The organism is Rhodothermales bacterium (assembly GCA_013002345.1).
Classification (GTDB): domain Bacteria; phylum Bacteroidota; class Rhodothermia; order Rhodothermales; family JABDKH01; genus JABDKH01.
This window is the reverse complement of the sequence record JABDKH010000064.1, coordinates 1-21,772: the sequence shown is the minus strand read 5'-3', so window position 1 is coordinate 21,772 and position 21,772 is coordinate 1. Positions and strand designations below refer to the sequence as shown.

The window sequence follows — 21,772 nt, the reverse complement described above, 5'->3', positions numbered from 1 at the left end:
TATGTGACAAAACGGACGCTGTCTTTACGCTATCTTTTCTTGCCCGACGAGGGCGATTTGTCTAATTTCGTCGCCGATTACGCCTGTCACTGTTGTCGCACTGTCACCCGAACCGGGCCTGCCGTAGCACGCACTAGTCACTCCACCAGATGCTAGCTGAGTACACGTTCTTTCTGCTTGCGGTTGTGGCCGTGACCGCCGGGTTGGGTATGCTTCTATCACGAAACCCGGTTTCGAGTGCGCTCTGGCTCATTCTGAATCTATTCTGCGTAGCGGGTCTCTACTTGACACTGAGTGCGAGATTCATCGCCGTGATTCAGGTTCTTGTGTACGCCGGGGCGATCATGATCCTGTTCGTCTTCGTGATCATGTTGCTCAATCTCGCCGCGTTGCCGAGGCTTCAGTCGGTAGATTGGAAGCGGGGAATCGCATTTATCCTCGTCATGGGCGTGCTCGCTGAGCTTGCTTACGTCGTCGCAGGCGGACTGGGAGCGGGGACGAAGCCTGTGAATCTTGAGGCAGCGGCTGCGACGGGCTCGGCCCGCGAAATTGCCAGGGAGCTGTTCACCGTCTATGCGATGCCCCTGGAAGTGATCGGGATTCTCCTGCTGGCAGCCACTATCGGTGCCGTGATGCTGGCCAAGAGGCGATTTGTCTAGAGCAAGAAAGATGTTGAGCAGAACGAAGGGACGGGCATGGAGATAGCAGTCGACTGGTACCTCGCGCTGAGCGCCATACTCTTCGTGATCGGAGTTGTCGGCGTCCTCTTTCGTCGGAACGCCATCGTTGTCCTCATGTCGATCGAACTGATGCTCAACGCCGTGAACTTGTCGCTCGTGGCCGTCAGCCAGAGTCTGGGAGATGTGGCGGGACAGATCTTCGTGTTCTTTGTCATGTCGGTGGCTGCCGCGGAGGCTGCGGTAGGCCTCGCGATCGTCATAGCCGTTTTCCGAAACAAGTTGACAGTAGACCTCAACGAGTTCCACCTCTTCAAGTACTAGGCGCACGAGTCTGACGGTAATGGCGATCAAGCAGGAGCAGCGAGACAGGTAGCGGTATGGGAGCGGACCTTCAAGTACAACTGATTCTTCTGCTGCCGCTGGCCGGCGCGTTGTTCAACGGGCTCGGAGGACTTTTTCTACCGGGACTTCGCGAACGCGAGACGCTCTTCGGAATTGTCGGCACGCTGGTGGTCGCGATCCCGTTTGTTCTCATTCTGCTGCTTTTTCTCTCGTTCGCCGGAGAGCCGCTTGTCCTGGATTACTACACCTGGATGGCGGCGGGAGACTTCCAGGTATCCTTTGCCTATCGCGTTGACGAGCTCTCGTTGATCATGGGGCTGGTCGTATCGGGTGTTGGTGCCTTGATCCACCTCTACTCCGTCGGGTACATGCATGGCGATCCCGGGTATTGGAGGTTCTTCGCCTACATGAACCTGTTCATCTTCATGATGCTCAACCTGGTATTCGGCGACAACCTGCTGGTGCTGTTTCTGGGTTGGGAAGGGGTAGGACTGTGCTCATATCTGCTGATCGGCTTCTGGTATACCGACCTGACCAACAGTGCGGCAGCCAACAAAGCTTTCATCGTCAACAGAATCGGCGACTTCGCTTTCCTGATGGCGATGTTCCTCCTGTTTCGTGAACTCGGCGCGCTCGATTTCGGGACCCTTCTCGCCGATCCGTCGGCGCTCTCGCAGTCGACCGTCAACTGGGTGGTTCTGCTGCTGTTCATCGGGGCGACCGGGAAGAGCGCGCAGATTCCTCTGTTCGTGTGGCTGCCGGATGCCATGGCGGGCCCAACGCCCGTCTCGGCGTTGATCCACGCGGCAACGATGGTCACGAGTGGACTCTATCTGTTGGCCAGGCTTTCGCCGCTGGTGCTGGCCGCGCCCACGATGATGGCCGTTATTGCAATCGTGGGTGCCACGACGGCGATCATGGCCGCGACGATCGCCATCACGCAGAATGACATCAAGCGGGTTCTAGCCTACTCGACGGTGTCGCAGCTCGGCTATATGTTTATGTCGGCCGGTGTAGGCGCGTTCTTTGTCGCCATCTTCCATGTCTTCACACACGCCTTCTTCAAAGCCTGCCTGTTCCTCGGCTCCGGGAGCGTGATCCATGGCATGCACGAGGTCGAGCATCAATTGCATGAGCAAGGCCACCAGGGTCACCTCGATCCGCAAGACATGCGCACCATGGGCGGACTGAAGAAGTTCATGCCGTCGACACGAATGACGTATCTGTTCGCGACCGTCGCCATAGCCGGACTGCCTCTCACGGCCGGGTTCTTTTCAAAGGACGAGATTCTGTTCAAGGCGTTCGAGTACGGGTACGCGGGCAATGGCTACGCGTGGTTTGTGTGGGGCGTCGGCATCGTTACCGCCTTGCTGACCGCATTCTACATGATGCGCTCGTACATGCTGACGTTCGAAGGGGAGTCGCGCTGGCCCATGGCGGAAACGATCAAGCCGAAGGAATCACCGTGGACAATCACGCTTCCTCTCTGGGTTCTGGGGATACTCTCGCTCGTCGCCGGTTTCGTCGGTATTCCCGGCGTTATCGCGCACGGTGAATGGAACTGGATCCATCATTTTCTGGGTGAGCCGTACGGAGGCCCTGTCGCCGAATCTGTTTTGCCTGCCCACGGCGAGGGTTTCCTTGCCATCGAGTGGGCTCTGATCGGCCTCGGGTCGGCCATCGCCATCATCGGTCTCTGGATTGGCTGGCGCGTCTACTCGCGCGACGGACTTGCCTACGACGCGAAACTGAGCGCTCGCTTTGGCCGAGTCTACAAATGGTGGCAGGGCAAGTACTTCTGGGACGAGTTCTACCAGCGTACCGTCGTGGGCCCGGTCGTGGGCGGTGCACACAAATTGTGGGCTCCGTTTGACCAGTACATCGTGGACGGTGTGGTCAATGGCGTCGGCTATGTGACACGGGGAACCGGCCAACTACTGCGCTATGTGCAAACCGGCAGAGTGCAGAATTACGCAACGGCAATCGTCCTGGGCGTCGTCCTTGTCGTAGCACTCATGTTATTCGGGTAAGGGACTAGTACTAGACAGATTCTGGTGATGCAGACATGGAGATCCCGTACCTGACTTCCTGGGTCATTTTCCTGCCGATGGTGGGCGCCGTCCTGACAATGCTTGCCAGGTCGGTGAACGCGATACGGTGGACGGCTCTCGTTACTACGTTGGCGACCTTCGTCCTGTCGATTGGCCTTTATACAGGTTTTGATCCTGCCGTCAGCACGGCGCTGGCGCCTCAGCTGGTCGACATCTCGGGATCGTGGTTTCCCGATGCGTTCGACATCAAGTACTTCGTTGGTATCGACGGCCTCAACATACTGCTCGTCATGCTGACGACGCTGCTTGGGCCAATCGTCATCATGTCGTCGTGGAACTACATCCAGAAGTCGCACAAGGGGTATTACGTTCTTCTCCTGGTTCTGCAGACGGGTGTGACCGGCGTCTTCACGTCGTACGACATCATCCTCTTCTACATGTTCTTCGAGCTCACGCTCATCCCGATGTACTTCATCATCGGAATATGGGGAGGAGAGGACAGGATCTATGCCGCAGTGAAATTCGTGCTGTTTACACTGGTCGGTTCGCTGCTGATGCTCGTGGCCATTCTGTATCTGGGTTTTCAGGCGGGAGATGCGGTTAACGCCGGTGTGTTCACGACTGACTGGTACAAACTCGTCGCGTTTGACACGCCCGTCACCATGCAGACGTGGCTCTTCTTCCTGTTCGCGTTTGCCTTTGCGATCAAGGTCCCGCTGTTTCCATTGCACACGTGGCTGCCGGATGCTCACGTTCAGGCGCCGACGGGAGGATCTGTCATACTGGCGGGCGTCCTGCTGAAGATGGGTACGTACGGTCTGGTTCGGTTCTGTTTGCCGTTCTTCCCATACGCATCGTACAAGTACGCGATGCTCTTTGCCGTTCTCGCAGTGATCGGGATCATCTACGGTGCGCTGGTGTCGCGGGCCCAGCCTGACGCCAAGAAACTCGTCGCGTACTCGTCGGTCAGCCACCTTGGCTTTGTCGTGCTCGGCATCTTTGCGTTCACGACCGAAGCGCTTCAGGGTGCAATGATTCAAATGGTCAATCACGGAATCTCGACCGGCGCACTCTTCCTTCTTGTCGGCATGCTGTACGAGCGCCGGCATACACGTCTGATGGAGGACTTCGGAGGAATTGCGAAGGTGGTTCCGGTCCTCAGCTTTTTCATGGTGTTCACTGTGCTGGCGTCGGCCGGCCTGCCGGGCCTGAACGGATTCGTAGGAGAGTTCTTGATTCTCGTGGGCTCCTTCAAGAGTACCGTGCTAGACAGTCCTGTACTCGTGGCTTTTGCGACGTCAGGCGTCATTCTGGCGGCAGTATACCTTCTCTGGATGATCTACAGGATTTTCTTCGGCCAGGTTACCAACGAGGCGAATCTCGCCATGCCCGACGTCAACCTCCGCGAGTTCGCCCTGATGGCGCCGCTCGTTATCCTGATGTTGGTCATGGGCTTTGCTCCTAACTCGTTCCTTCAGAAGAGCGAGCCGGCGACTCGCTACCTCCTGGAAGTTGTTGAGGCCAAACACGCATCCGCGGTTGCCTCGATCGAGCAGCAACAACTCGCGCTGAACGTCGACGAAGAATCGCCTGCACCGCTCGTGGCGACGTCTGAGTAGCCTGCTAGAAGCGATCCGTTCGATGAAATCCGATACGCATATCAAGACCAAAGGTCGCTCGCACCTCCTTGCCAGGATGGTGATGATTTTGGCGATTGGCTTCTGTTCGGGAGCCGCATATGCACAGGCGGTGGACGTCGCTACGCCGGACGTCGTTGCGGCTGCGGATTCTGCAGGAGTAGCAGCGCACGACCTTGCTCAAGAGGCTGGTACGGAATCGGCCGACGAGCACGCGACCGACGTGGAAGAGGGAGACCATGGCCACGGCGAAGTTCCACCGGTATGGCTCGTTCTTCCGTTCGTGATCTTGCTCGTGATGATCGCTACCGGGCCCCTGTTTTATGCACATCACTGGCATCACCACTACCCGAAGTATGCCATTGCGCTGGGATTGATTGTTGCGGTCGCCTACATCTTCGGACTCGGGACCGCGACACCTGTGGTCCACGCGATTCAGGAGTACCTCGCCTTCATCGCCCTGGTCGCTTCTCTCTTCATCGCCGCCAGCGGAATCTATGTGAAGGTGAATGCGCGGGGAACGCCCTGGTCCAACGCGTTTCTGTTGTTTGTCGCGTCCGTGATCGCAAACCTGATCGCGACAACTGGTTCGGCGATGCTGTTCATTCGCTGCTATATGCGACTGAATACAGGTCGTTTGAAGGCATACCACATTGTCTTCTTCATCTTCCTCGTAGCTAACGTCGGCGGCGCGCTAACTCCAATCGGCGATCCGCCCCTGTTCCTCGGTTTCCTGAGGGGCGTGCCGTTCTTCTGGACATTCACACACGTCTGGTATATCTGGCTACCCACAACTCTGCTCATCCTTGCCGTCTTTCTGGCCTTCGATTTCCGCAACAAGGACGTCAGCCAGGATGCCGACCCGAGCCTGCCGACGGTTCAGGTTGAAGGGATGAAGAGTTTCATATGGATCGCGATTATCATTGTGTCGGTGTTCATCGACCCGAACGTGTTCGAATGGGTACCGGTACTACATGTGGGCGACATCCACATTCCGTTCGGAATCCGGGAGATCATCATGCTTACGGTGGCCGTCCTTGCGTATCGAAGCGCAGACAGAACCGTTCTCGAGAAGAACGAATTCAATTTCGAACCCATCAGGGAAGTCGGGTGGCTCTTCCTGGGTATTTTCGCGACGATGCAACCGGCCCTCGCCAACATCGCCGCCTTCGCCCAGAACAATGCAGAGTCCCTCACCGTCGGGATGTTTTACTTCGGCACGGGCATTCTATCGGCCATACTCGACAATGCCCCGACCTACCTGAATTTCGTATCCGCGGCGATGGGCAAGTTCGGTCTCGATGTGAATGTAGTCTCGCAGGTGAAGGAGTTTGCGGAGCCGGCCCTGGCCGATCCGGAGTCGTGGTTCTTCCTGCAGGCGATATCTGTTGCGGCGGTCTTCTTTGGTGCGATGTCCTACATTGGCAACGCCCCGAACTTCATGGTCAAGGCGATTGCAGAGGCCAAGGGAGTCGAGACCCCGTCTTTCATGGGCTACATCTGGCGATACTCGATACCCATCCTTCTTCCGATCTACGTGCTCGTGTACATCGTTTTCTATAGCGGGTGGATTCTTCAACCATGACAACACCTCTCAACACGCCACAAGTGACGGAAGCTCTGCAAGAGCTTCCGGGTTGGTCGTTTGTGGACGACAAGCTCGTCAAGACATTCAGCTTCTCTTCGTTCAAGGAAGCGGTCAGCTTTATTGTACGCGTCGCGTTTGAAGCCGAGCAGCTCAATCATCATCCAGAGATCCGCAACGTGTACAGTCGGGTCGAAATCGGCCTCACAACGCACGATGCCGGAGATCGCGTAACAGGCAAGGACGTGGAGCTCGCAACATCGATCGACGGTTTTTCCTGGGTATGAGCACACGGCAGCAGGCGAACAATAACAAGGTTGCTTAGATGGATCTTTCTGGAGCATACAGTGCAATGGGCAGCGACCTCTTCAGTTCGCTGTCGCTGGTACTCATAGCAGCTACCGGCCTGCTCATGGTTGTCTGGGACTCGTTTCGCAACAACGATCGCATGGTGCCGTGGCTAGGTGTCGCGGCTTGCACCGTCGCCATCGTGTTCGAACTTATTCGGATGAATTCGCCGGCGCAGAGCGTCTTCTACAATTTGATGTGGACGGGCGGATTCGCATCTTTCATAAACATCGTCGTCCTGGTTTCCGCTGCGCTCACCATGGTTCTTTCCGTGCCGTACCTGGATAGGATTCAGCACAACTACGGTGAAGTGTATGCGCTGATCATGTTCGCATCCGTCGGAATGATCTTGCTCGGAACGGCCAACAATCTCATCTCGATCTTCGTTGGGCTGGAGACGATGTCGATCTGTCTCTACATCCTGACCGGGCTGATGCGGAGCGACGAAGGCGGTACAGAGAGCGCGCTCAAGTACTTCCTGCTCGGGGCGTTCTCGACCGGATTCTTTCTGTATGGCATGGTGCTCCTGTATGCGGCGACCGGGACGATGTATCTCGACCAGATGGGCGTGGCTTTTGACGGGTCAGAAAACAACTTGCTCTTCTGGGCCGGCGTCGCCCTGCTCCTCATCGGATTCCTCTTCAAGGTCAGCGCCGTCCCTTTCCATATGTGGACGCCCGACGTATACCAGGGCGCACCGACGACGCTGACAGGTTTTATGTCCACGGCTTCGAAGGCCGCTGCGTTCGCTGCCCTTATTCTTGTGCTGTTTCATGCGCTGCCGTCCGAAAGGTGGAACATGGTGCTCGCCACCATCGCGGCACTGACGATGATCCTCGGCAATGTCGTGGCGATCGCACAGACAAACGTGAAGCGGATGCTTGCGTACTCGTCGATCGCGCACGCCGGGTATATCCTCGTCGGGCTCGCAGCCGGGACGGTCGCGGGATACTCGGGGGCGCTCTTCTACCTGCTGGTGTACTCGCTCATGAATATCGGCGCGTTCGGTGTGATCGCGATGCTGGAATGGGACGGTCGCGTGGGCCTCGAGCAGGATCTAGACTCGCTGGCTGGCGTGGGTTACCGCAGACCATTGCTCGGCGTGACCATGGGTTTCTTCCTGTTCAGTCTTACGGGTTTTCCACCCCTCGGTGGCTTTATCGGGAAGTACGCGGTCTTCGCACCCGCGGTGGATGCAGGACTGACCTGGCTCGTGCTTATCGGGGTCCTCGCAAGTGCGGTATCTGCGTACTATTACCTGCGTGTGCTATACGTCTTCTGGATGAAGTCAGAAGACGACGGCAATCGCCACGCGATGGAATTCATCGCAGGATCGCCGGTAACGGTAGGCACTGCTGTGGTTCTGGTGGCATGTGCCGGTCTCTTGCTGGTTCTCGGGCTATACCCGGGCGTGCTTGAAACCACCGCCGGCTTCTTCGACGCAGCCTCGTCGTCCCTGGCGTCCGCACGCTAGGCGCGGACGAACAACATCGGACGAATCCCATGACGTCGAAAATCGAGGATCTGATTCGAGACCTGTTGCCGACGGCGCCCGAGATCGGCCTGTTCGTTGCGCCGAACATCCCGGAGGATAAAGTGCGCGGCGCGCTCAAGGATTACGCAAAGTCAGTCAAGCGCGGTGATGTGCTGGCGCAGTACGACGCGACGTGGATGGGCAATGGGTCGGATGGCGCCATCTTCACGTCCGAGCGAATGGTGTTTCAAAATCATGATCTGTCGCCGACTCAGGAAATTCGCTACGAGGATATCGTACAGGTCACCACGAAGAAGAAATTCATCGGCGGTCGGAAGGTCTATGTCGATGCGAACCGTGGTCGCGCGACCGTCCCCTTTGTGATTGATTTCTCGGGCAAACCGAAAGCAGCCGAGTATGTGGCGCGATTTCTTCAAGAGGCGATGTTGGCTACCATTGTTGACGCGGCCGTATCACGCACGGAAACACGCACAACGAATGTCAACGCTGTCGAACAAGTCCTCAATGGACTTCGTGATGCCGGGAAACTCACCGACGAGGATCTCAAGGGCATGATGTCGGTTATCAGTAATTCTTAGTCCGGATCCGGATTATTTTTCGGGCGAAGCGCGTACGCCCGGTCGCAAGCGCTCAGATATCAGAGTCTCAAGGAGTTATCATGGCTTACAAACTACCCGATCTACCCTACGCATACGATGCGCTCACCCCGCACATCGATGCCCGTACGATGGAAATCCATCACTCCAAGCATCATCAGGGATACGTCACGAAAGTTAACGCGGCGCTGGAAGGCCACTCGGATTTGGCAGCAAAGCCTATCTCGGCCCTGTTGAAGGATATAGGCTCCGTACCCGAGGCCATTCGCACAGCCGTTCGTAACAATGGCGGGGGCCACGCAAACCACAGTCTTTTCTGGAGTGTCATGTCGCCGAACGGTGGCGGTGAGCCGTCCGGTGACCTGGCCGAAGCGATCAACTCGGCGTACGGGTCTATGTCCGGCTTTCGCGACAAGTTCGCGGCCGCGGCCGGAACGCGGTTTGGAAGCGGCTGGGCGTGGCTCGTGGTCGGAGGCGGCGGCGCGCTGAAGGTATACTCCACGGCAAACCAGGACAGTCCGTACATGGATGGCGATACACCCATCCTGGGCCTGGACGTGTGGGAGCACGCCTACTATCTCAACTATCAGAATCGACGGCCGGACTACATCGCCGCATGGTGGAACGTGGTCGACTGGTCGGTCGTTGCTCGCAACTATGACGCAGTAAGCTAGACAGGCTTCACAGCGGACAATAAGGGGTGACGGTCGACCGTCGCCCCTTTTTTTGTGCCCGCGGCTGGTTGTTGCTTCAAGGTCGAATACGAATTCGCCACGTCCACCGATATCTCGAAAATCCCGTTCCCAAAACCTGCCGTTGATCGAGACGTTCAACGAAACGCAAAACACATCTAAACTGCGCGGCTCCATGGAGGATCAGGTCTACAAGCCCCGGCACAATGTCCGATTCGTCACCGCAGCGAGCCTGTTCGACGGACACGACGCTGCCATTAACATTATGCGGCGCATTCTCCAGGCCAGCGGCGCGGAAGTCATACATCTCGGCCACAACAGGTCTGTTCGAGAGGTTGTCGAAACCGCTATTCAGGAAGACGCACAGGGAATCGCCGTGTCCTCATATCAGGGAGGACACATCGAGTACTTCAAGTACATGCATGACCTCCTGGAGGAACGTGGCGCTGGCCACATCAAGATCTTCGGCGGGGGCGGGGGTGTAATCGTGCCGGACGAGATCCGGGAGCTTCAGAAGTACGGAATCTCGAGGATCTTTTCTCCGGACGACGGGATGAGAATGGGCTTGCAGGGCATGATCAATGAGATGCTCCGCACGTGTGACTTTCCGACGACGTCGGTCACGGCCGCGGCCGCCCGTGCAGTATCAGGGCGGGATGCAGCCGCCGTTGCTCGCGCAATCACGTCCGTCGAGCTGGCCGTCGAACAGCCCGTTCCGGCGATGGAAGAGAGCCCGCATCGCGACGCAGGCCCGGCGACCGTCGAGCCACGCGGGCACGCCGACACGAAGGCAATCTCCATTGGGATAACCGGTACGGGTGGGGCAGGGAAGTCGACGATTACAGATGAACTTGTCCGTCGCTTCCTGCTTGATTTCGACGACATCGAAATCGCCGTTCTATCTGTAGACCCGACACGCTCGCGAACCGGCGGAGCGCTGCTGGGTGATCGCATCCGCATGAACTCGATCTACGGTCGAGGATCGGAGCGAGTCTACATGCGATCTTTCGCGACGCGCTCCGCGAACAGATCCACATCCAGGGCGCTGGCCCGGAGCATCGAAGTGTGTTCATCGGCAGGCTTCGACCTGGTCATCCTTGAGACCGCAGGCATCGGGCAGTCCGACACCGAGGTCGCAGAACTGACGGACCTCTCCGTCTATGTGATGACGCAGGAGTTTGGCGCGCCGACACAGCTTGAGAAGATTGGCATGCTGGACATGGCGGACTTTGTGGCCATCAACAAGTTCGAGCGCCGCGGGAGCGAAGACGCATTGCGCGATGTGCGGAAGCAGGTTCAGCGCAACCGTGGGCTCTGGGATGTTCCACCGGAGCAGATGCCCGTCTTTCCTACAATGGCCTCCCACTTCAATGACCCCGGCGTGACTCACCTGTATCTGGGTATTGTGAGTCGGATGGCGACAGATCTTGGCTTTGGTCGCGAGAGTCGGCTATATCGTGACGAAGAAGTTCCCGACGTGGACGCCGCAAAGTTGGCCATCATTCCACCCAGACGGCAGCGGTATCTGGGCGAGATTGCGGATACATCCAGAACGTATCGAGCAGAAGCAGAGAAGCAGGTCCGCATCGCCCGGAACTGGGGTCATGCCGTCGGGGCGTTGGAGCAGATTCGTGAGTGGAACCCGTCCGACCGCGACCAGGTTGAGGCTCGGCTCTCGGATATGGTCGACCACTGGTGGAACAGGCTGGACGCGCACTGCCGGCAGATACTCGACGGCTGGGATGAAATCGCCTCTCGATATAGTGGCGATTCGATCTCATTCCCGGTTCGCGGTAGAGAAATCGAAACCCATCTCTTCGAAGAATCGCTCTCTGGCACAAGGATTCCTCGCGTCGCCCTTCCACGCACGGCTGACGCGGGTGAGCGTCTTCAATTCGCCCTCCTCGAAAATCTTCCCGGCTTCTATCCGTTTACGGCAGGAGTCTTCCCCTTCAAGCGCAAGAATGAGGAGCCAACCCGGATGTTTGCGGGTGAGGGTAGTCCGGAGCGAACCAATAGACGGTTCCACCTCGTCTCAAAGGAGATGCCGGCAAAGCGCCTGTCGACCGCGTTCGATTCGGTGACGCTGTACGGGTTCGATCCGGACAAGCGCCCCGACATCTATGGAAAGATTGGAAACGCAGGTGTCGCGATTTGCACACTCGACGACATGAAGCGTCTCTATTCCGGATTTGACCTTTGCGATCCGTCAACGTCCGTTTCGATGACGATTAACGGGCCGGCTCCGATGATACTGGCCATGTACATGAACACGGCCATCGATCAGCAAGTGGAAGCCTTTCTTGTTCGGGAAGGTCGGTGGGATTCGGCGAACGCGGAGATCGATCGGCAGCTCGGATCTGAGCGACCGGTGTATACTCCGTACGGTCCGGACGGTGAGGAAGGCTCGTTGCCATCCGGCCATGATGGCTCGGGGCTTGGGCTGCTCGGCACGACCGGACCCGAGCTCGTAGAGTGGGGAGTTCTTTCCGACGCCGAGTATGCCGACATCAAGACAAAAACGCTGGGCGTCGTTCGCGGAACCGTCCAGGCCGATATTCTGAAGGAGGACCAGGCGCAGAACACCTGCATCTTCTCGACGGAATTCGCGCTACGGTGTATGGGCGACATCCAGAAGCACTTCATCGACAACGGAGTACGCAACTACTACTCCGTCTCGATCTCCGGTTATCACATCGCCGAAGCCGGCGCCAATCCGATATCTCAGCTGGCCTTCACGCTGGCTAACGGATTCACCTACGTCGAATACTACCTGGGTCGGGGCATGGACATCGATGATTTTGCCCCGAATCTCTCCTTCTTCTTTTCGAACGGTCTTGACCCCGAGTATTCCGTCATCGGTCGTGTGGCCAGGCGAATCTGGGCGGTGGCCATGAAGGAGCGATACGGAGGAAACGAAAGAAGCCAGAAGCTCAAATATCACATCCAGACATCGGGCCGCAGCCTCCATGCGAAGGAGATACAGTTCAATGATATTCGGACCACACTGCAGGCATTGCTGGCCGTGTACGACCATTGTAACTCGTTGCATACCAATGCATACGACGAGGCGATAACAACCCCGACCGAAGAGAGTGTTCGGCGCGCCATGGCGATCCAGCTGATCATTAACCGGGAGTTGGGCATGGCGAAGAACGAGAACCCGCTTCAGGGTTCGTTCATCGTTGACGAGTTGACCGACCTCGTAGAAGAAGCCGTATTGATGGAGTTCGAGAGAATCAATGATCGCGGTGGAGTGCTTGGCGCCATGGAAACGATGTATCAGCGGGGGCGCATCCAGGAAGAGTCGCTCCTGTACGAGCACAAGAAGCATTCCGGTGAACTCCCGATCGTCGGTGTGAATACGTTTCTTTCGGCGAACGGTCATGATGAGTCAGGTCACGGAGCGCTCGCGCTGATGAGATCAACCGACGATGAGAAGGAGCGTCAGCTGCGAACACTGCGTGGCTTTCACGAGAGAAACGCATCAAGGGCGGAGGATGCGTTGGAGAGACTTCAGGCTACGGCTACGAGCGATGGCAACCTGTTCGAAGCCCTCATGGACACGGTCAGAACGTGCTCACTCGGACAGATCACGCACGCGCTTTTTGAAGCGGGTGGCGAGTACCGCCGAAGCACGTGAACTTGTTGGTCGGTCAGCGCCCGTCATTCGACCTGCACAGCGACTTTGCGGTTGAGGCGTGAGATAGCGTATGCTCACTGACGCTATCCACACCAAGACCACACGCTGCTATGAACAGACGTCGATTTCTGTTTTCGACATCCGCTGCTGCGGCGGCACTCTGGATTCCACGTTTACCGGCAGCCTCCCCTGGTGCCGAGGGCACATTTACTGAATTGCGCCGAGGCGTCGGTCTGTACACGAATGGCGGGGGCACGATGGGATGGATGATCCGCCCGGATGCCGTGGCGGTCATCGACTCGCAATTCAGGGAGCAGGCAACAGAATTTGTTGCGGAATTCAAGACGCGATCGAGTCGCAAGATGGACCTCTTCATCAACACGCACCACCACCGCGATCATACCGGTGGCAACGGTGTACTCGTTCCGCTCTCGGCAGTGACAGTCGCGCACGAGAACAGTCGTCTTTGGCAGGAAAGGTCGGCAGTAGAAAGAAATACGGAGTCGGAGCAGGTGTATCCCGAGACGACGTTTTCCACGGAGTGGAGCATGGACCTGGGAGATGAGGTTGTGCGCGCCAACTACTACGGCCCTGCTCACACCAGCGGCGACGCCGTGGTTCATTTCGAGCGGGCAGACGTTGTGCATATGGGAGATCTGGTCTTCAACCGGTATCCATGCTTCATTGATAGCGATTCGGGAGCCTCCATCGCCGGATGGATCACACTCCTCGAGAACGTCCATGGCAAGTTCACTGACGAGACGGTCTTCATCTTTGGACACGGTAACCCGGAATATGGAGTATCGGGTACTCGCGCGGACTTACTGGTGATGCGCGACTTCCTTTCCGGCCTTCTCGAATACGCACGCGGGAAGATGGCCGAAGGACTTGCGGAAGACCAGGTTGCTGAGACGGTTCGTCTGCCGGCGTTTCCGGAGCACTATTCGGACGGTTGGAAGAACGGAGTTTCGAACGCACTCAGAAAGGCTTATCAGGAGTTGACGCCCGACTGATCCGGGCCTTCGGATGGCCTTGCGCCGAGGTCGGAAACGGAATCGCCGAGGCGAATCTCACCGCTGTCGATGACCCGGGCGGTGATCCCCCCGTGCCCGCGCATTGCATTCAATCCGCCCCGGCCGAGGTTTTCCTCCATTCTGGAGCAAGGATGACACGCCGAGGCCCCTTCGAAGACAGCTCTGCCTATACGGAATCGGCGATCGACGAGCGATAGCAGGTTGATTCCGCTGACCACGATATTGCGCCGAAGCAGGCCCGGCTCTACTGCGTCCCGCTTGAGTATCGAAGCCACCACGGCGAGATGCTCTTCTTGAACGAGTGTAACCTGGCGCTTCGCACCCGGCTTTCCGGCAAAGTGATCGCCCGCCAGTCCGGTGCCTGCACTTGCGTCGACAACGGTCACCGGTTCGAGCGGCTGCCGCCTTCCCGGGCGAATTCCGATCCACTCCACGGTTCCTGATCCGACTTGATTGTTCAGCAGCTTCAGGGGATCGATCATCGCGAGAGGTAGTCGTGGTTGAAGTTGGAAGGTGAGACCCAATTTCCCGAACCAAATTTCCTCAGCTGCTGTCTTGCCGCTTTCATGTCGCGAAACAGTGGCGCTGAGAAGCTTGCGACATTATCCGTCGTCGGATGTCGGAACTCCAACGTCGCTGCGTGTAGGGCCGTACGCGCCACCAGCGGTCGCTCCTCACGCCGTCCCGGCTTGTACTTGTGCTTGAATGAAGAGAGCATCAGCGGCTTGCCGTCTCCGTACAAAGGGTCCGCAACGACGGGATGGCCGGCCGTCACAAGATGAACTCTTATCTGGTGTGTACGCCCCGTTTCTGGCATGGCCTCCACGAGCGAGTAGGAGTCGAACCGCTCAAGAACACGAACCCGCGTCACGGAAGGCTTGCCATTTTGACGATCCACTCGAGTCCGATGTCGCCTGTCGGCGTCCACGCGTAGCGGAAATTCAAGCGTCTTCTCGTCCCACTCGGGCGCTCCCTTGACAAGTGCCAGATAGGTCTTCTTCACCTCTCGATTCGTGAACTGCATGGAGAGCGATCGGTGTGCAGCCGGCGTCAAGGCCATCACAACAAGTCCGGACGTGTCTTTGTCCAGCCGATGAACGACCAATACTTCCGACCGATCGCGTCCGAGGATCACGGAGAGACTCGGTTGTGCCGGATCGTAACGGTCCGGAACAGAATGCAGTCCTGGAGGCTTGATTGCGACCAGTATCTGGCCGTCCTCGTGAATGAGTTCAGGTCTTTGCTTCGTTGGACTGTGCGGCATACCTTCAACGTCCCGCCCTTTCGGGCGACATTTCCCCTTTAAAGATACACATTTGAGCGCCTGTTCTGGCGCGGAGAGTTTTCATGTCAGGATTACTAGATCTCGTCACCCAGCAGCTTGGGTCGGGTGCCCTCCAGCAACTCAGCGGTGCACTCGGAGGAGATCAAGACAAGACGCAGAAGGCGGTCGGAGCGGCCCTTCCAGTGCTCCTCGGCGCCCTGGCGAAGAATGCATCGTCACCAGATGGTGCGGCCAGTCTGGCAAACGCGCTTGAAAGAGATCACGACGGGTCCATCCTGGACAACCTTGGCGGCCTGCTCGGTGCAGCGGGAGGACTCGGTGGTCTGCTGGGTGGTGGTGACAAGAGTTCGTCTGGCGGATTGGGAAGTCTTATCGGTGCTGCCGGCAGTTTGCTTGGCGGCGGATCCTCGGCGCCGGCAAAATCTCTCGATGGAGCAGGGATTCTCGGTCACCTGCTGGGTTCCAAGCAGTCGGCCGTTGAGCAGGGTGTCGGCAAAGCGAGCGGACTTGACTCTGCACAGGCGGGCAAGCTTCTCGCTACTCTCGCACCCATCGTTATGGGAGCGCTGGGCAAGGTGAAGAAAGAGAAGGGCCTCGACGCTTCGGGACTCGCCGGGATGCTGGATAGCGAGCGACAGACAGTCGAACAGAAGCTTCCTCAGACGGGTGCCGGCGGGTTGCTCGGTATGCTTGACAGCGACGACGACGGGAGCATTGTCGACGACCTCGCCAAGCTTGGCGCCGGAGCCCTCGGGTCGCTATTCGGTAAATAGCGGAGACCGTGAGGGTCAGACTGCCGTTGAGACCGACCGGGGTCGGTGTATCCAGCGCGTGAACTGCAGCGCGGTCAGAATCAGAACGCCAACAAGCGCGACGAAGATGACCTGAAACACGATCGACGGAGAGCTGCCGACGGGGTTTTCAGGATGCTGCACGCTGGTTGCCTGCATCACCGTCAGCCACGCGAACACGGCGAGCACGGCATTCACCAGACCGGTGAAGCGGTGCTGCTTGATCCAGAGCACCAGAAGCAGGAGGACGAGGCAGAGAACAAGAATCTTTGCCGTCCCCTGCGTTCTGGGCTCGGCCCAGGCTATAAACATTCCCCACGACAGATAGGTGGCTACCGTGCTCGTCAGAGCCGCCGCGAGCCACACGGCAAACGCCGTCTGCTGCGTTGCTACGGTCCACGACCCGAGCCGGTCACCGGGCCGGATCAGTAATCCGATCCCAAGTACCCCGGCAACCGCAAAAATGACGAGTCCGGCGCGCGCAAGCGCACCGTGAAGCAGGACAATCCTGATGATGGACCCCAGCCTGGCCTCGGGCGGAATCGCGATCACGAGTAGCGAAACAACGACGAGAAGAACCGCGATCGTGTGGGGAACGTAGCGCCGGTTGAAAATGGCTTTGAGCATGTCGGTGAATCAGGGTCTAGCGCGATTTTGGAGCCGAAACTTAGCTAACCGAGTGGCAGTAGCAAAGTGTTCTTGCCTGGTTCGTTGCAGCCGCCAGGTACGTGTCGTGATCCCGCCGTCATTTCTAAAACGTTGGCCCCAATCGGCCGATTATGTATTCGAGTTCCACCATTCCGTACCAGATCGATGCTGTATCGAAGACTTGCTCCCATGGTCGTAGCCGCCGTTCTACTAACGTCCGGGTGCGACTCAAATAATACCGACTCCTTCGAGGACGCTGCACCACCCGTGCTCTCGGCGGACGCCTTCTCAATCGACACCAACATTTTTGGTGCTTCACCGAAAGTCCAGGCCGGACCGAACTTTGCCGCCGCCGCGCTCCGCGTCTGGCCGGTATCGACCATCATTTCGGCGAACTTGATCATCCCGACGCTCGTCACGGCTGCCGCGGTTCAAGCCGATCCGGTATACGACGACGAGTGGATATGGTCGTCAACAGCGACGGGTGAAGGCGGGACGATCGGCTTTACGCTCTACGCAACTCCGGGCGCCGACGGCCTCGATTGGTCGATGAATGTCTCGCTTACGGAAGGCGAGACCGTCCTTGCCGAGTTTGAACTCTATCGCGCCCAGACAGCGTTGAACGGGAAGTCCGGCTCCTGGCAGCTCTTCTACGAGTACGAGGGTACGAGTACTAATGTGCTGCGAGCCGATTTCGAGGTTACCGACCAGGACACCAAGAGCATTCTGTTTACGGTTGTTGGCGGCCCGTTCGACAACGTCGGCGACTCTGTCGAGTATCGAGCCGATGGGTCGGTGCGCGAGTTCGAGTGGACCGAACAGTCGCAGAGTAGATCACATCTCGTAATGTGGGATGCTGTGACGCGCGCCGGTTCAATCACGTCGACCAATTTCAACGGGGGCACTCCGTCCTGCTGGGATACAAACCTGGACGACGTAGCCTGCGCAGGATAGCACAAAGCAACACTCGGGAAGTCGGGCCGAAGCGGCCTTACAGCCGCGTGAATCTTTGACCCGCGTCAATCGATTTGTAGGTTGTCGTCGGTTCAACGATCCACCGAGGCGACACCCTTGAATCGAAAGTCAATACCCGGATTCCTGCTGCTGTTCGCGGCCATCGTGTTCGTCTATCCGGATGCCGGTCGTGCCCAGGTCGTTTCACCGGTCGTGCACGCCACCGGACACGTGACGTTTCGCACGATCGCTCCCGGTGCGACCCGCGTTCTGGTGAAGGGCCTGGCAGGGGTCGAGCCTCAGGAGATGTCGCGCTCAGACAACGGTGTGTGGGAAGTGACGGTGGGCCCGCTGGCTCCCGAGCTCTACTCGTACGTGTTCGAAGTCGACGGCGCCGATCACGTTGACCGTCTCAATCGAGACATCAAGACGTGGTTCTGGCTGGAAAGCCTGGTAGAGGTTCCGGGCAATCCGCCGCTTCTACATGAGCGACAGCCTGCTCCACACGGCATCGTTCATCACCATACATACCCGTCGGACGTCGCCGGCAGGGAGCAGGGCCTCTTCGTTTACACTCCACCGGGGTACCGTTCAACCCGTGAATCGGCATATCCCGTGCTGATATTGCTGCATGGCTACGGCGACGACGAATCAGCCTGGGTTGACGTTGGTCGGGCTCCGATCATCGCGGACAATCTGATCGCTAAAGGGCAAATGATTCCGATGATTATCGCGATGCCCTACGGACACCCGATCGCCGTTGGATCGGGTGGCTATGGTGACGACTATGGCCGTGCGAATCAGATGGCGATGGAGAAGAGGATTGTAGACGAGATCTTGCCTGCGCTCGGACGCGAGTATCATGTGGCCGACACGGCGGCTCTCCGGGCCATAGCGGGCCTGTCGATGGGCGGCGGGCAGTCGCTTGCCATCGGCTTGCGAAATCTCGATCTCTTCTCGTACGTCGGAGGCTTCAGTTCGGCCACGCCGGACGCCGGCCGCAATGACTACTTCCCGGGGATCACCGCCGACGCCGATACGGCGAACGATCGGCTCAATCTCCTGTGGATTAGCTGCGGCCGCGACGACTTCCTTCTTCAGCGGAACAATGCCTTCTCGGCCTGGCTTGGCGAGCTCGGCGTGGACCACGTGTACGAGATCTCGGAAGGTGGTCACGACTGGATGGTCTGGCGCCGGTACCTGCAGGAATATCTCCCGATGCTGTTCAGATAGTCAGGGGGAGATGGTCGTGGAATTATCTGCCTAAGCCGTCAACCCGTTGGGTTGAGCTCGGATACGCGACTTTCGACCACGCGCCTCAAGAATCCCGGTATGACCGCCTTGTGCGTCTTGTCGAGATACTCCGGATCCTCCAGCCGATGAATGATCCTCCGGTACTTCTCTTCACCGTGCGTATCGATGATGCTATCACGGCGGTGTGCCTCAGAGAAGTGGATCAGCATTCCTTCCGCATCCGCTTCCGGATGAAACTGAACTCCGACAAACTCCGGAGAAACCCGGATGGCCATTGCAGCTCGCTCCAGGTCAACATGCGGACGAATTTTCTCGTAGGCCAGAACGCCGGCGCCGAGTTCGCGGAGACGAGTCTGGTCGGGCTGCACCACCTGCCAGTTCCTGAAATCAGCGGCATAAAAGGGATCGTCAAGGGACTCGAATAACGGCTCATTTTCACCGGCGCGGGTCTTGTGTACCGGGAAGATCCCGAATGACTCGGATCGCCGTCGCACAACGTCTCCGATGTGGAAAAAACGACACATCATCTGGAAGGAATGGCAGATGAAAAAGACGTGCTTTCGTTCTTCCTCGTGACGCTGATTGAACGCCCATATGCTCCGCAACCAGTTGAAGTACAACTTTTCCCACGGCTTCCCGACACCATCGAACGGGCTGCCGGGTCCACCGCTCGAGATGTACGCATCGTATTCCAGACCGGGAATCCGCTTCCCGCCTCTGGTATCAAACGTCTCGTACTCGATCGCGACGTCGTGCCACCGTCCGCTACTCTCTTCGAGGAGCTCTCGAATACATCGCATTCCCTGATTGGGATCGCCGGCATACAGGTCAATGACAGCAACGCGTATGGTTGTACTCATCTGTTCTCAGGCGTAGCGAAGAATAAACATTGGAAGCGAACCCCCTCCGGCGGTTACGTTCGCAAGGTTCGTCGAAGAGACGCGAACGAGACATCCGCCCATCAGTGGTCCATTCAAATACGGATCAAGGTCAACAACCGACGGCACCATCTCCCACGCATCCGCCGACTTCATCAGGAATGGCTCGCGATGTATGTCAACAACTTCCTGGACAACGTGCCCGAGTTGGAGGCCGTCAGCTAGCGCGACATCCCACTCTTGTTCGGACGATGCAAATCCGATACTTACGCCTTTTCCTCCGTATTCGTCATTAGGTTTGATGACAAAATGTCTCCTATTGGATCGGACGAATTCGAGCAGATCTACGTGAAGACCTCGGAACGTGGTAGCGTGGTCTCGAAGAATACGTGTCCACGGTATGTGCCGTTCAATGGCATCCCGTTGCTCTGGTGACAGGATGTGTGTGTAGGTCGGATCCGTGAGAAAGGCGAAGATCGCCTTCTTGTGCACAAGCTTGGTTCGGAACGAATTCAGGTAGCACGTCTTGGCCGACTTGTAGCCCTCCAGAAACGCTTTGCAGTCATCCTTCATCTCATAGTACTCGTTGAGCAGGAGGCGACGATACAGGATGTCGATCTTGCGACCGTTTGCAAACACCCAGCCGTCCCGTATTTCCAGCTCCCTCGGATCGCATATTTCGCAGGCGTATCCGTGCATCTCCAGATACTCCTTCACGATTCGGAACTCGTGGATCGTCGGAATATCGAGGTGGTCGACGATTGCGAAGGCGGGCAACTCTTCCGTGCCGCCGAACTGCTCATGATAGATCTGCACGAGGCCCATCATTGTATGCTCCATCGGCGAAATGAACCGCACAGGAAATCGCCTCGTGAACTCCTGGAAGATGGGAAGCTCGCGGTAAACGCCGGCCATCCGATGCACGTATCCGATACCCGCGGGCGACTCGGCATTGATCTCAACGAACTTGAATGAATTCTCGGTCACGAAAGAGTCCATTCTCGCTGTCGCCGACAGACGGATCACGTTTGTCGGGATTGCAGCGAGCTCGATCTCCCAGTCCTTGAGTCCAAGTTCTTCCTTGAGCACGCGTTCATCGTTGAAGAACTGTGATGCGATCTTGAGAACCGCTTGCCGGACCAGGTACACCGTGTCCTGCACCGACGTATAGAAGTCCTCGGTCAGGAAGGTTGGTCTGAGGCTGCGCGCCATTTCGCGATCACCGAATAGAACGCCGCGCTCGCGCTGAAGCGACATCAGCTGCTCAAGCTGCGCATCCGCTTCGGTGAGATCGCGGCTCATCAACTCGTGGTAATGATCGATCGCCGGCTGCAACCTTTGACGCATACTCAGTCCTCGAATCGGACGTTAGATGGCACTCATCATGAGGATGCGACTCCGCCGTCTCCGGAGCCGGGCTCAAGCGCACCATTTGCAGTGAATTGGGGAATACGTTTTGTTCGCGCCGTACAGTCCACGAGATACTTCGCTGTCGTTCGAACGACCCACTCGAAGTTCTCGGGGCCGACGGAGTTGTAGTCTGCATCCGGTGCCGGATTCATGAAGTCGATCGCATACGGGATGCCGTCGCGCACCGCCAGTTCGACCGTGTTCATGTCATAACCGAGCGCTGTGCAGATCGCGAGGACATCCGTCTCCAATTCCTTGAGAAGTTCGGGTTCGATTGGTCCGGGCGACACGTCCTTGTAGCGCATCGGACCGGGGGCCGCCGGATTATACTTCATCACACGCACGTACTTGCGGCCGATACCGTAGCATCTGAAGTACGTCTCGTATTCGATCGCTTCCTGAAGCATCATGCAGTCGGCTCCGGAGTTGTCGTATGCCTTCCAGAGTTC

At 57.7% G+C, this 21,772-nt stretch carries 20 protein-coding genes; 14 read left to right on the top strand and 6 right to left on the bottom strand.

Annotation, left to right across the window (positions count from 1 at the left end):
- Nucleotides 1-149 precede the first annotated feature (149 nt).
- The 11 genes from HKN37_03380 to HKN37_03330 all read left to right on the top strand — a co-directional run bounded on the left by HKN37_03380 (nt 150) and on the right by HKN37_03330 (nt 14,082).
- Nucleotides 150-659 carry an NADH-quinone oxidoreductase subunit J gene (locus HKN37_03380; protein ID NNE45682.1) on the top strand — a complete coding sequence of 170 codons (510 nt, stop codon included), beginning with the start codon at nt 150-152 and terminating at the stop codon, nt 657-659.
- Between the two features lie 36 nt (nt 660-695).
- A complete protein-coding gene (gene nuoK / locus HKN37_03375; protein NNE45681.1) occupies nt 696-1,001 on the top strand; it encodes an NADH-quinone oxidoreductase subunit NuoK in 306 nt (101 codons plus the stop codon).
- A gap of 56 nt (nt 1,002-1,057) precedes the next feature.
- Nucleotides 1,058-3,052, top strand: coding sequence for an NADH-quinone oxidoreductase subunit L (gene nuoL / locus HKN37_03370; GenBank protein NNE45680.1), 1,995 nt, complete (start codon nt 1,058-1,060; stop codon nt 3,050-3,052).
- Nucleotides 3,053-3,087: 35 nt separating this feature from the next.
- Complete coding sequence (locus tag HKN37_03365) at nt 3,088-4,692, top strand: NADH-quinone oxidoreductase subunit M (protein NNE45679.1); 1,605 nt, start codon at nt 3,088-3,090, stop codon at nt 4,690-4,692.
- Between the two features lie 76 nt (nt 4,693-4,768).
- Entirely contained in the window at nt 4,769-6,295 is a 1,527-nt protein-coding gene (locus HKN37_03360) for a citrate transporter (GenBank protein NNE45678.1), read from the top strand.
- The gene (locus tag HKN37_03355) at nt 6,292-6,582 is read left to right on the top strand and encodes a 4a-hydroxytetrahydrobiopterin dehydratase (protein ID NNE45677.1); all 291 of its coding nucleotides are present in this window, start codon (nt 6,292-6,294) and stop codon (nt 6,580-6,582) included. The genes HKN37_03360 and HKN37_03355 overlap by 4 nt, the downstream gene beginning before the upstream one ends.
- Before the next feature lie 38 nt (nt 6,583-6,620).
- Nucleotides 6,621-8,117: an NADH-quinone oxidoreductase subunit N gene (locus HKN37_03350; protein NNE45676.1), complete on the top strand. Its 1,497-nt coding sequence runs from the start codon at nt 6,621-6,623 to the stop codon at nt 8,115-8,117.
- Nucleotides 8,118-8,158: 41 nt separating this feature from the next.
- Nucleotides 8,159-8,716 carry a hypothetical protein gene (locus tag HKN37_03345; protein NNE45675.1) on the top strand — a complete coding sequence of 186 codons (558 nt, stop codon included), beginning with the start codon at nt 8,159-8,161 and terminating at the stop codon, nt 8,714-8,716.
- Between the two features lie 80 nt (nt 8,717-8,796).
- Entirely contained in the window at nt 8,797-9,408 is a 612-nt protein-coding gene (locus HKN37_03340) for a superoxide dismutase (protein ID NNE45674.1), read from the top strand.
- Between the two features lie 193 nt (nt 9,409-9,601).
- On the top strand, nt 9,602-13,069 hold the full coding sequence (locus HKN37_03335) for a methylmalonyl-CoA mutase (GenBank protein ID NNE45673.1): 3,468 nt from the start codon (nt 9,602-9,604) through the stop codon (nt 13,067-13,069).
- A 110-nt stretch (nt 13,070-13,179) separates the two neighbouring features.
- Nucleotides 13,180-14,082 carry an MBL fold metallo-hydrolase gene (locus HKN37_03330; GenBank protein NNE45672.1) on the top strand — a complete coding sequence of 301 codons (903 nt, stop codon included), beginning with the start codon at nt 13,180-13,182 and terminating at the stop codon, nt 14,080-14,082.
- Here HKN37_03330 and HKN37_03325 read toward each other — a convergent pair.
- Together HKN37_03325 and HKN37_03320 are read right to left on the bottom strand one after the other, a co-directional pair.
- Nucleotides 14,061-14,585: an MOSC domain-containing protein gene (locus HKN37_03325; GenBank protein NNE45671.1), complete on the bottom strand. Its 525-nt coding sequence runs from the start codon at nt 14,583-14,585 to the stop codon at nt 14,061-14,063. The genes HKN37_03330 and HKN37_03325 overlap by 22 nt on opposite strands.
- Nucleotides 14,582-15,367 (bottom strand): RluA family pseudouridine synthase, encoded by a 786-nt coding sequence (locus HKN37_03320; protein NNE45670.1) that lies wholly within the window; start codon nt 15,365-15,367, stop codon nt 14,582-14,584. Before HKN37_03320 ends, HKN37_03325 begins: the two co-directional genes overlap by 4 nt.
- Nucleotides 15,368-15,450: 83 nt before the next feature.
- Here HKN37_03320 and HKN37_03315 point away from each other — a divergent pair, with 83 nt between their 5' ends.
- Complete coding sequence (locus HKN37_03315) at nt 15,451-16,161, top strand: DUF937 domain-containing protein (GenBank protein NNE45669.1); 711 nt, start codon at nt 15,451-15,453, stop codon at nt 16,159-16,161.
- Nucleotides 16,162-16,176: 15 nt separating this feature from the next.
- Here the strand turns inward: HKN37_03315 and HKN37_03310 are convergent, their stop codons facing one another.
- Nucleotides 16,177-16,806 (bottom strand): hypothetical protein, encoded by a 630-nt coding sequence (locus tag HKN37_03310; protein ID NNE45668.1) that lies wholly within the window; start codon nt 16,804-16,806, stop codon nt 16,177-16,179.
- 186 nt (nt 16,807-16,992) lie between these two features.
- Between HKN37_03310 and HKN37_03305 the strand changes: the two genes are divergently transcribed.
- Both HKN37_03305 and HKN37_03300 read left to right on the top strand, forming a co-directional pair.
- The gene (locus HKN37_03305) at nt 16,993-17,781 is read left to right on the top strand and encodes a hypothetical protein (protein NNE45667.1); all 789 of its coding nucleotides are present in this window, start codon (nt 16,993-16,995) and stop codon (nt 17,779-17,781) included.
- 117 nt (nt 17,782-17,898) lie between these two features.
- Complete coding sequence (locus HKN37_03300) at nt 17,899-19,014, top strand: esterase (GenBank protein NNE45666.1); 1,116 nt, start codon at nt 17,899-17,901, stop codon at nt 19,012-19,014.
- Between the two features lie 38 nt (nt 19,015-19,052).
- Here HKN37_03300 and HKN37_03295 read toward each other — a convergent pair whose 3' ends face one another.
- From HKN37_03295 to HKN37_03285, 3 genes are read right to left on the bottom strand one after another with little or no spacing between them, the layout of a single operon-like run.
- Nucleotides 19,053-19,895 carry a GMP synthase gene (locus HKN37_03295; GenBank protein ID NNE45665.1) on the bottom strand — a complete coding sequence of 281 codons (843 nt, stop codon included), beginning with the start codon at nt 19,893-19,895 and terminating at the stop codon, nt 19,053-19,055.
- Nucleotides 19,896-19,901: 6 nt separating this feature from the next.
- Nucleotides 19,902-21,260, bottom strand: coding sequence for a hypothetical protein (locus tag HKN37_03290; GenBank protein ID NNE45664.1), 1,359 nt, complete (start codon nt 21,258-21,260; stop codon nt 19,902-19,904).
- A 35-nt stretch (nt 21,261-21,295) separates the two neighbouring features.
- Nucleotides 21,296-21,733, bottom strand: a complete 438-nt coding sequence (locus HKN37_03285; protein NNE45663.1) for a hypothetical protein — start codon at nt 21,731-21,733, stop codon at nt 21,296-21,298.
- Nucleotides 21,734-21,772 lie beyond the last annotated feature (39 nt).

What these genes read in the sequence shown, in the direction of transcription:
- HKN37_03380 (NNE45682.1), top strand. Translation starts at nt 150, where the DNA reads ATGCTAGCTGAGTACACGTTCTTTCTGCTTGCGGTTGTGGCCGTGACC.
- nuoK (NNE45681.1), top strand. Translation starts at nt 696, where the DNA reads ATGGAGATAGCAGTCGACTGGTACCTCGCGCTGAGCGCCATACTCTTC.
- nuoL (NNE45680.1), top strand. Translation starts at nt 1,058, where the DNA reads ATGGGAGCGGACCTTCAAGTACAACTGATTCTTCTGCTGCCGCTGGCC.
- HKN37_03365 (NNE45679.1), top strand. Translation starts at nt 3,088, where the DNA reads ATGGAGATCCCGTACCTGACTTCCTGGGTCATTTTCCTGCCGATGGTG.
- HKN37_03360 (NNE45678.1), top strand. Translation starts at nt 4,769, where the DNA reads ATGGTGATGATTTTGGCGATTGGCTTCTGTTCGGGAGCCGCATATGCA.
- HKN37_03355 (NNE45677.1), top strand. Translation starts at nt 6,292, where the DNA reads ATGACAACACCTCTCAACACGCCACAAGTGACGGAAGCTCTGCAAGAG.
- HKN37_03350 (NNE45676.1), top strand. Translation starts at nt 6,621, where the DNA reads ATGGATCTTTCTGGAGCATACAGTGCAATGGGCAGCGACCTCTTCAGT.
- HKN37_03340 (NNE45674.1), top strand. Translation starts at nt 8,797, where the DNA reads ATGGCTTACAAACTACCCGATCTACCCTACGCATACGATGCGCTCACC.
- HKN37_03335 (NNE45673.1), top strand. Translation starts at nt 9,602, where the DNA reads ATGGAGGATCAGGTCTACAAGCCCCGGCACAATGTCCGATTCGTCACC.
- HKN37_03330 (NNE45672.1), top strand. Translation starts at nt 13,180, where the DNA reads ATGAACAGACGTCGATTTCTGTTTTCGACATCCGCTGCTGCGGCGGCA.
- HKN37_03325 (NNE45671.1), bottom strand. Translation starts at nt 14,585, where the DNA reads ATGATCGATCCCCTGAAGCTGCTGAACAATCAAGTCGGATCAGGAACC.
- HKN37_03320 (NNE45670.1), bottom strand. Translation starts at nt 15,367, where the DNA reads ATGCCGCACAGTCCAACGAAGCAAAGACCTGAACTCATTCACGAGGAC.
- HKN37_03315 (NNE45669.1), top strand. Translation starts at nt 15,451, where the DNA reads ATGTCAGGATTACTAGATCTCGTCACCCAGCAGCTTGGGTCGGGTGCC.
- HKN37_03310 (NNE45668.1), bottom strand. Translation starts at nt 16,806, where the DNA reads ATGCTCAAAGCCATTTTCAACCGGCGCTACGTTCCCCACACGATCGCG.
- HKN37_03305 (NNE45667.1), top strand. Translation starts at nt 16,993, where the DNA reads ATGCTGTATCGAAGACTTGCTCCCATGGTCGTAGCCGCCGTTCTACTA.
- HKN37_03295 (NNE45665.1), bottom strand. Translation starts at nt 19,895, where the DNA reads ATGAGTACAACCATACGCGTTGCTGTCATTGACCTGTATGCCGGCGAT.
- HKN37_03290 (NNE45664.1), bottom strand. Translation starts at nt 21,260, where the DNA reads ATGCGTCAAAGGTTGCAGCCGGCGATCGATCATTACCACGAGTTGATG.
- HKN37_03285 (NNE45663.1), bottom strand. Translation starts at nt 21,733, where the DNA reads ATGATGCTTCAGGAAGCGATCGAATACGAGACGTACTTCAGATGCTAC.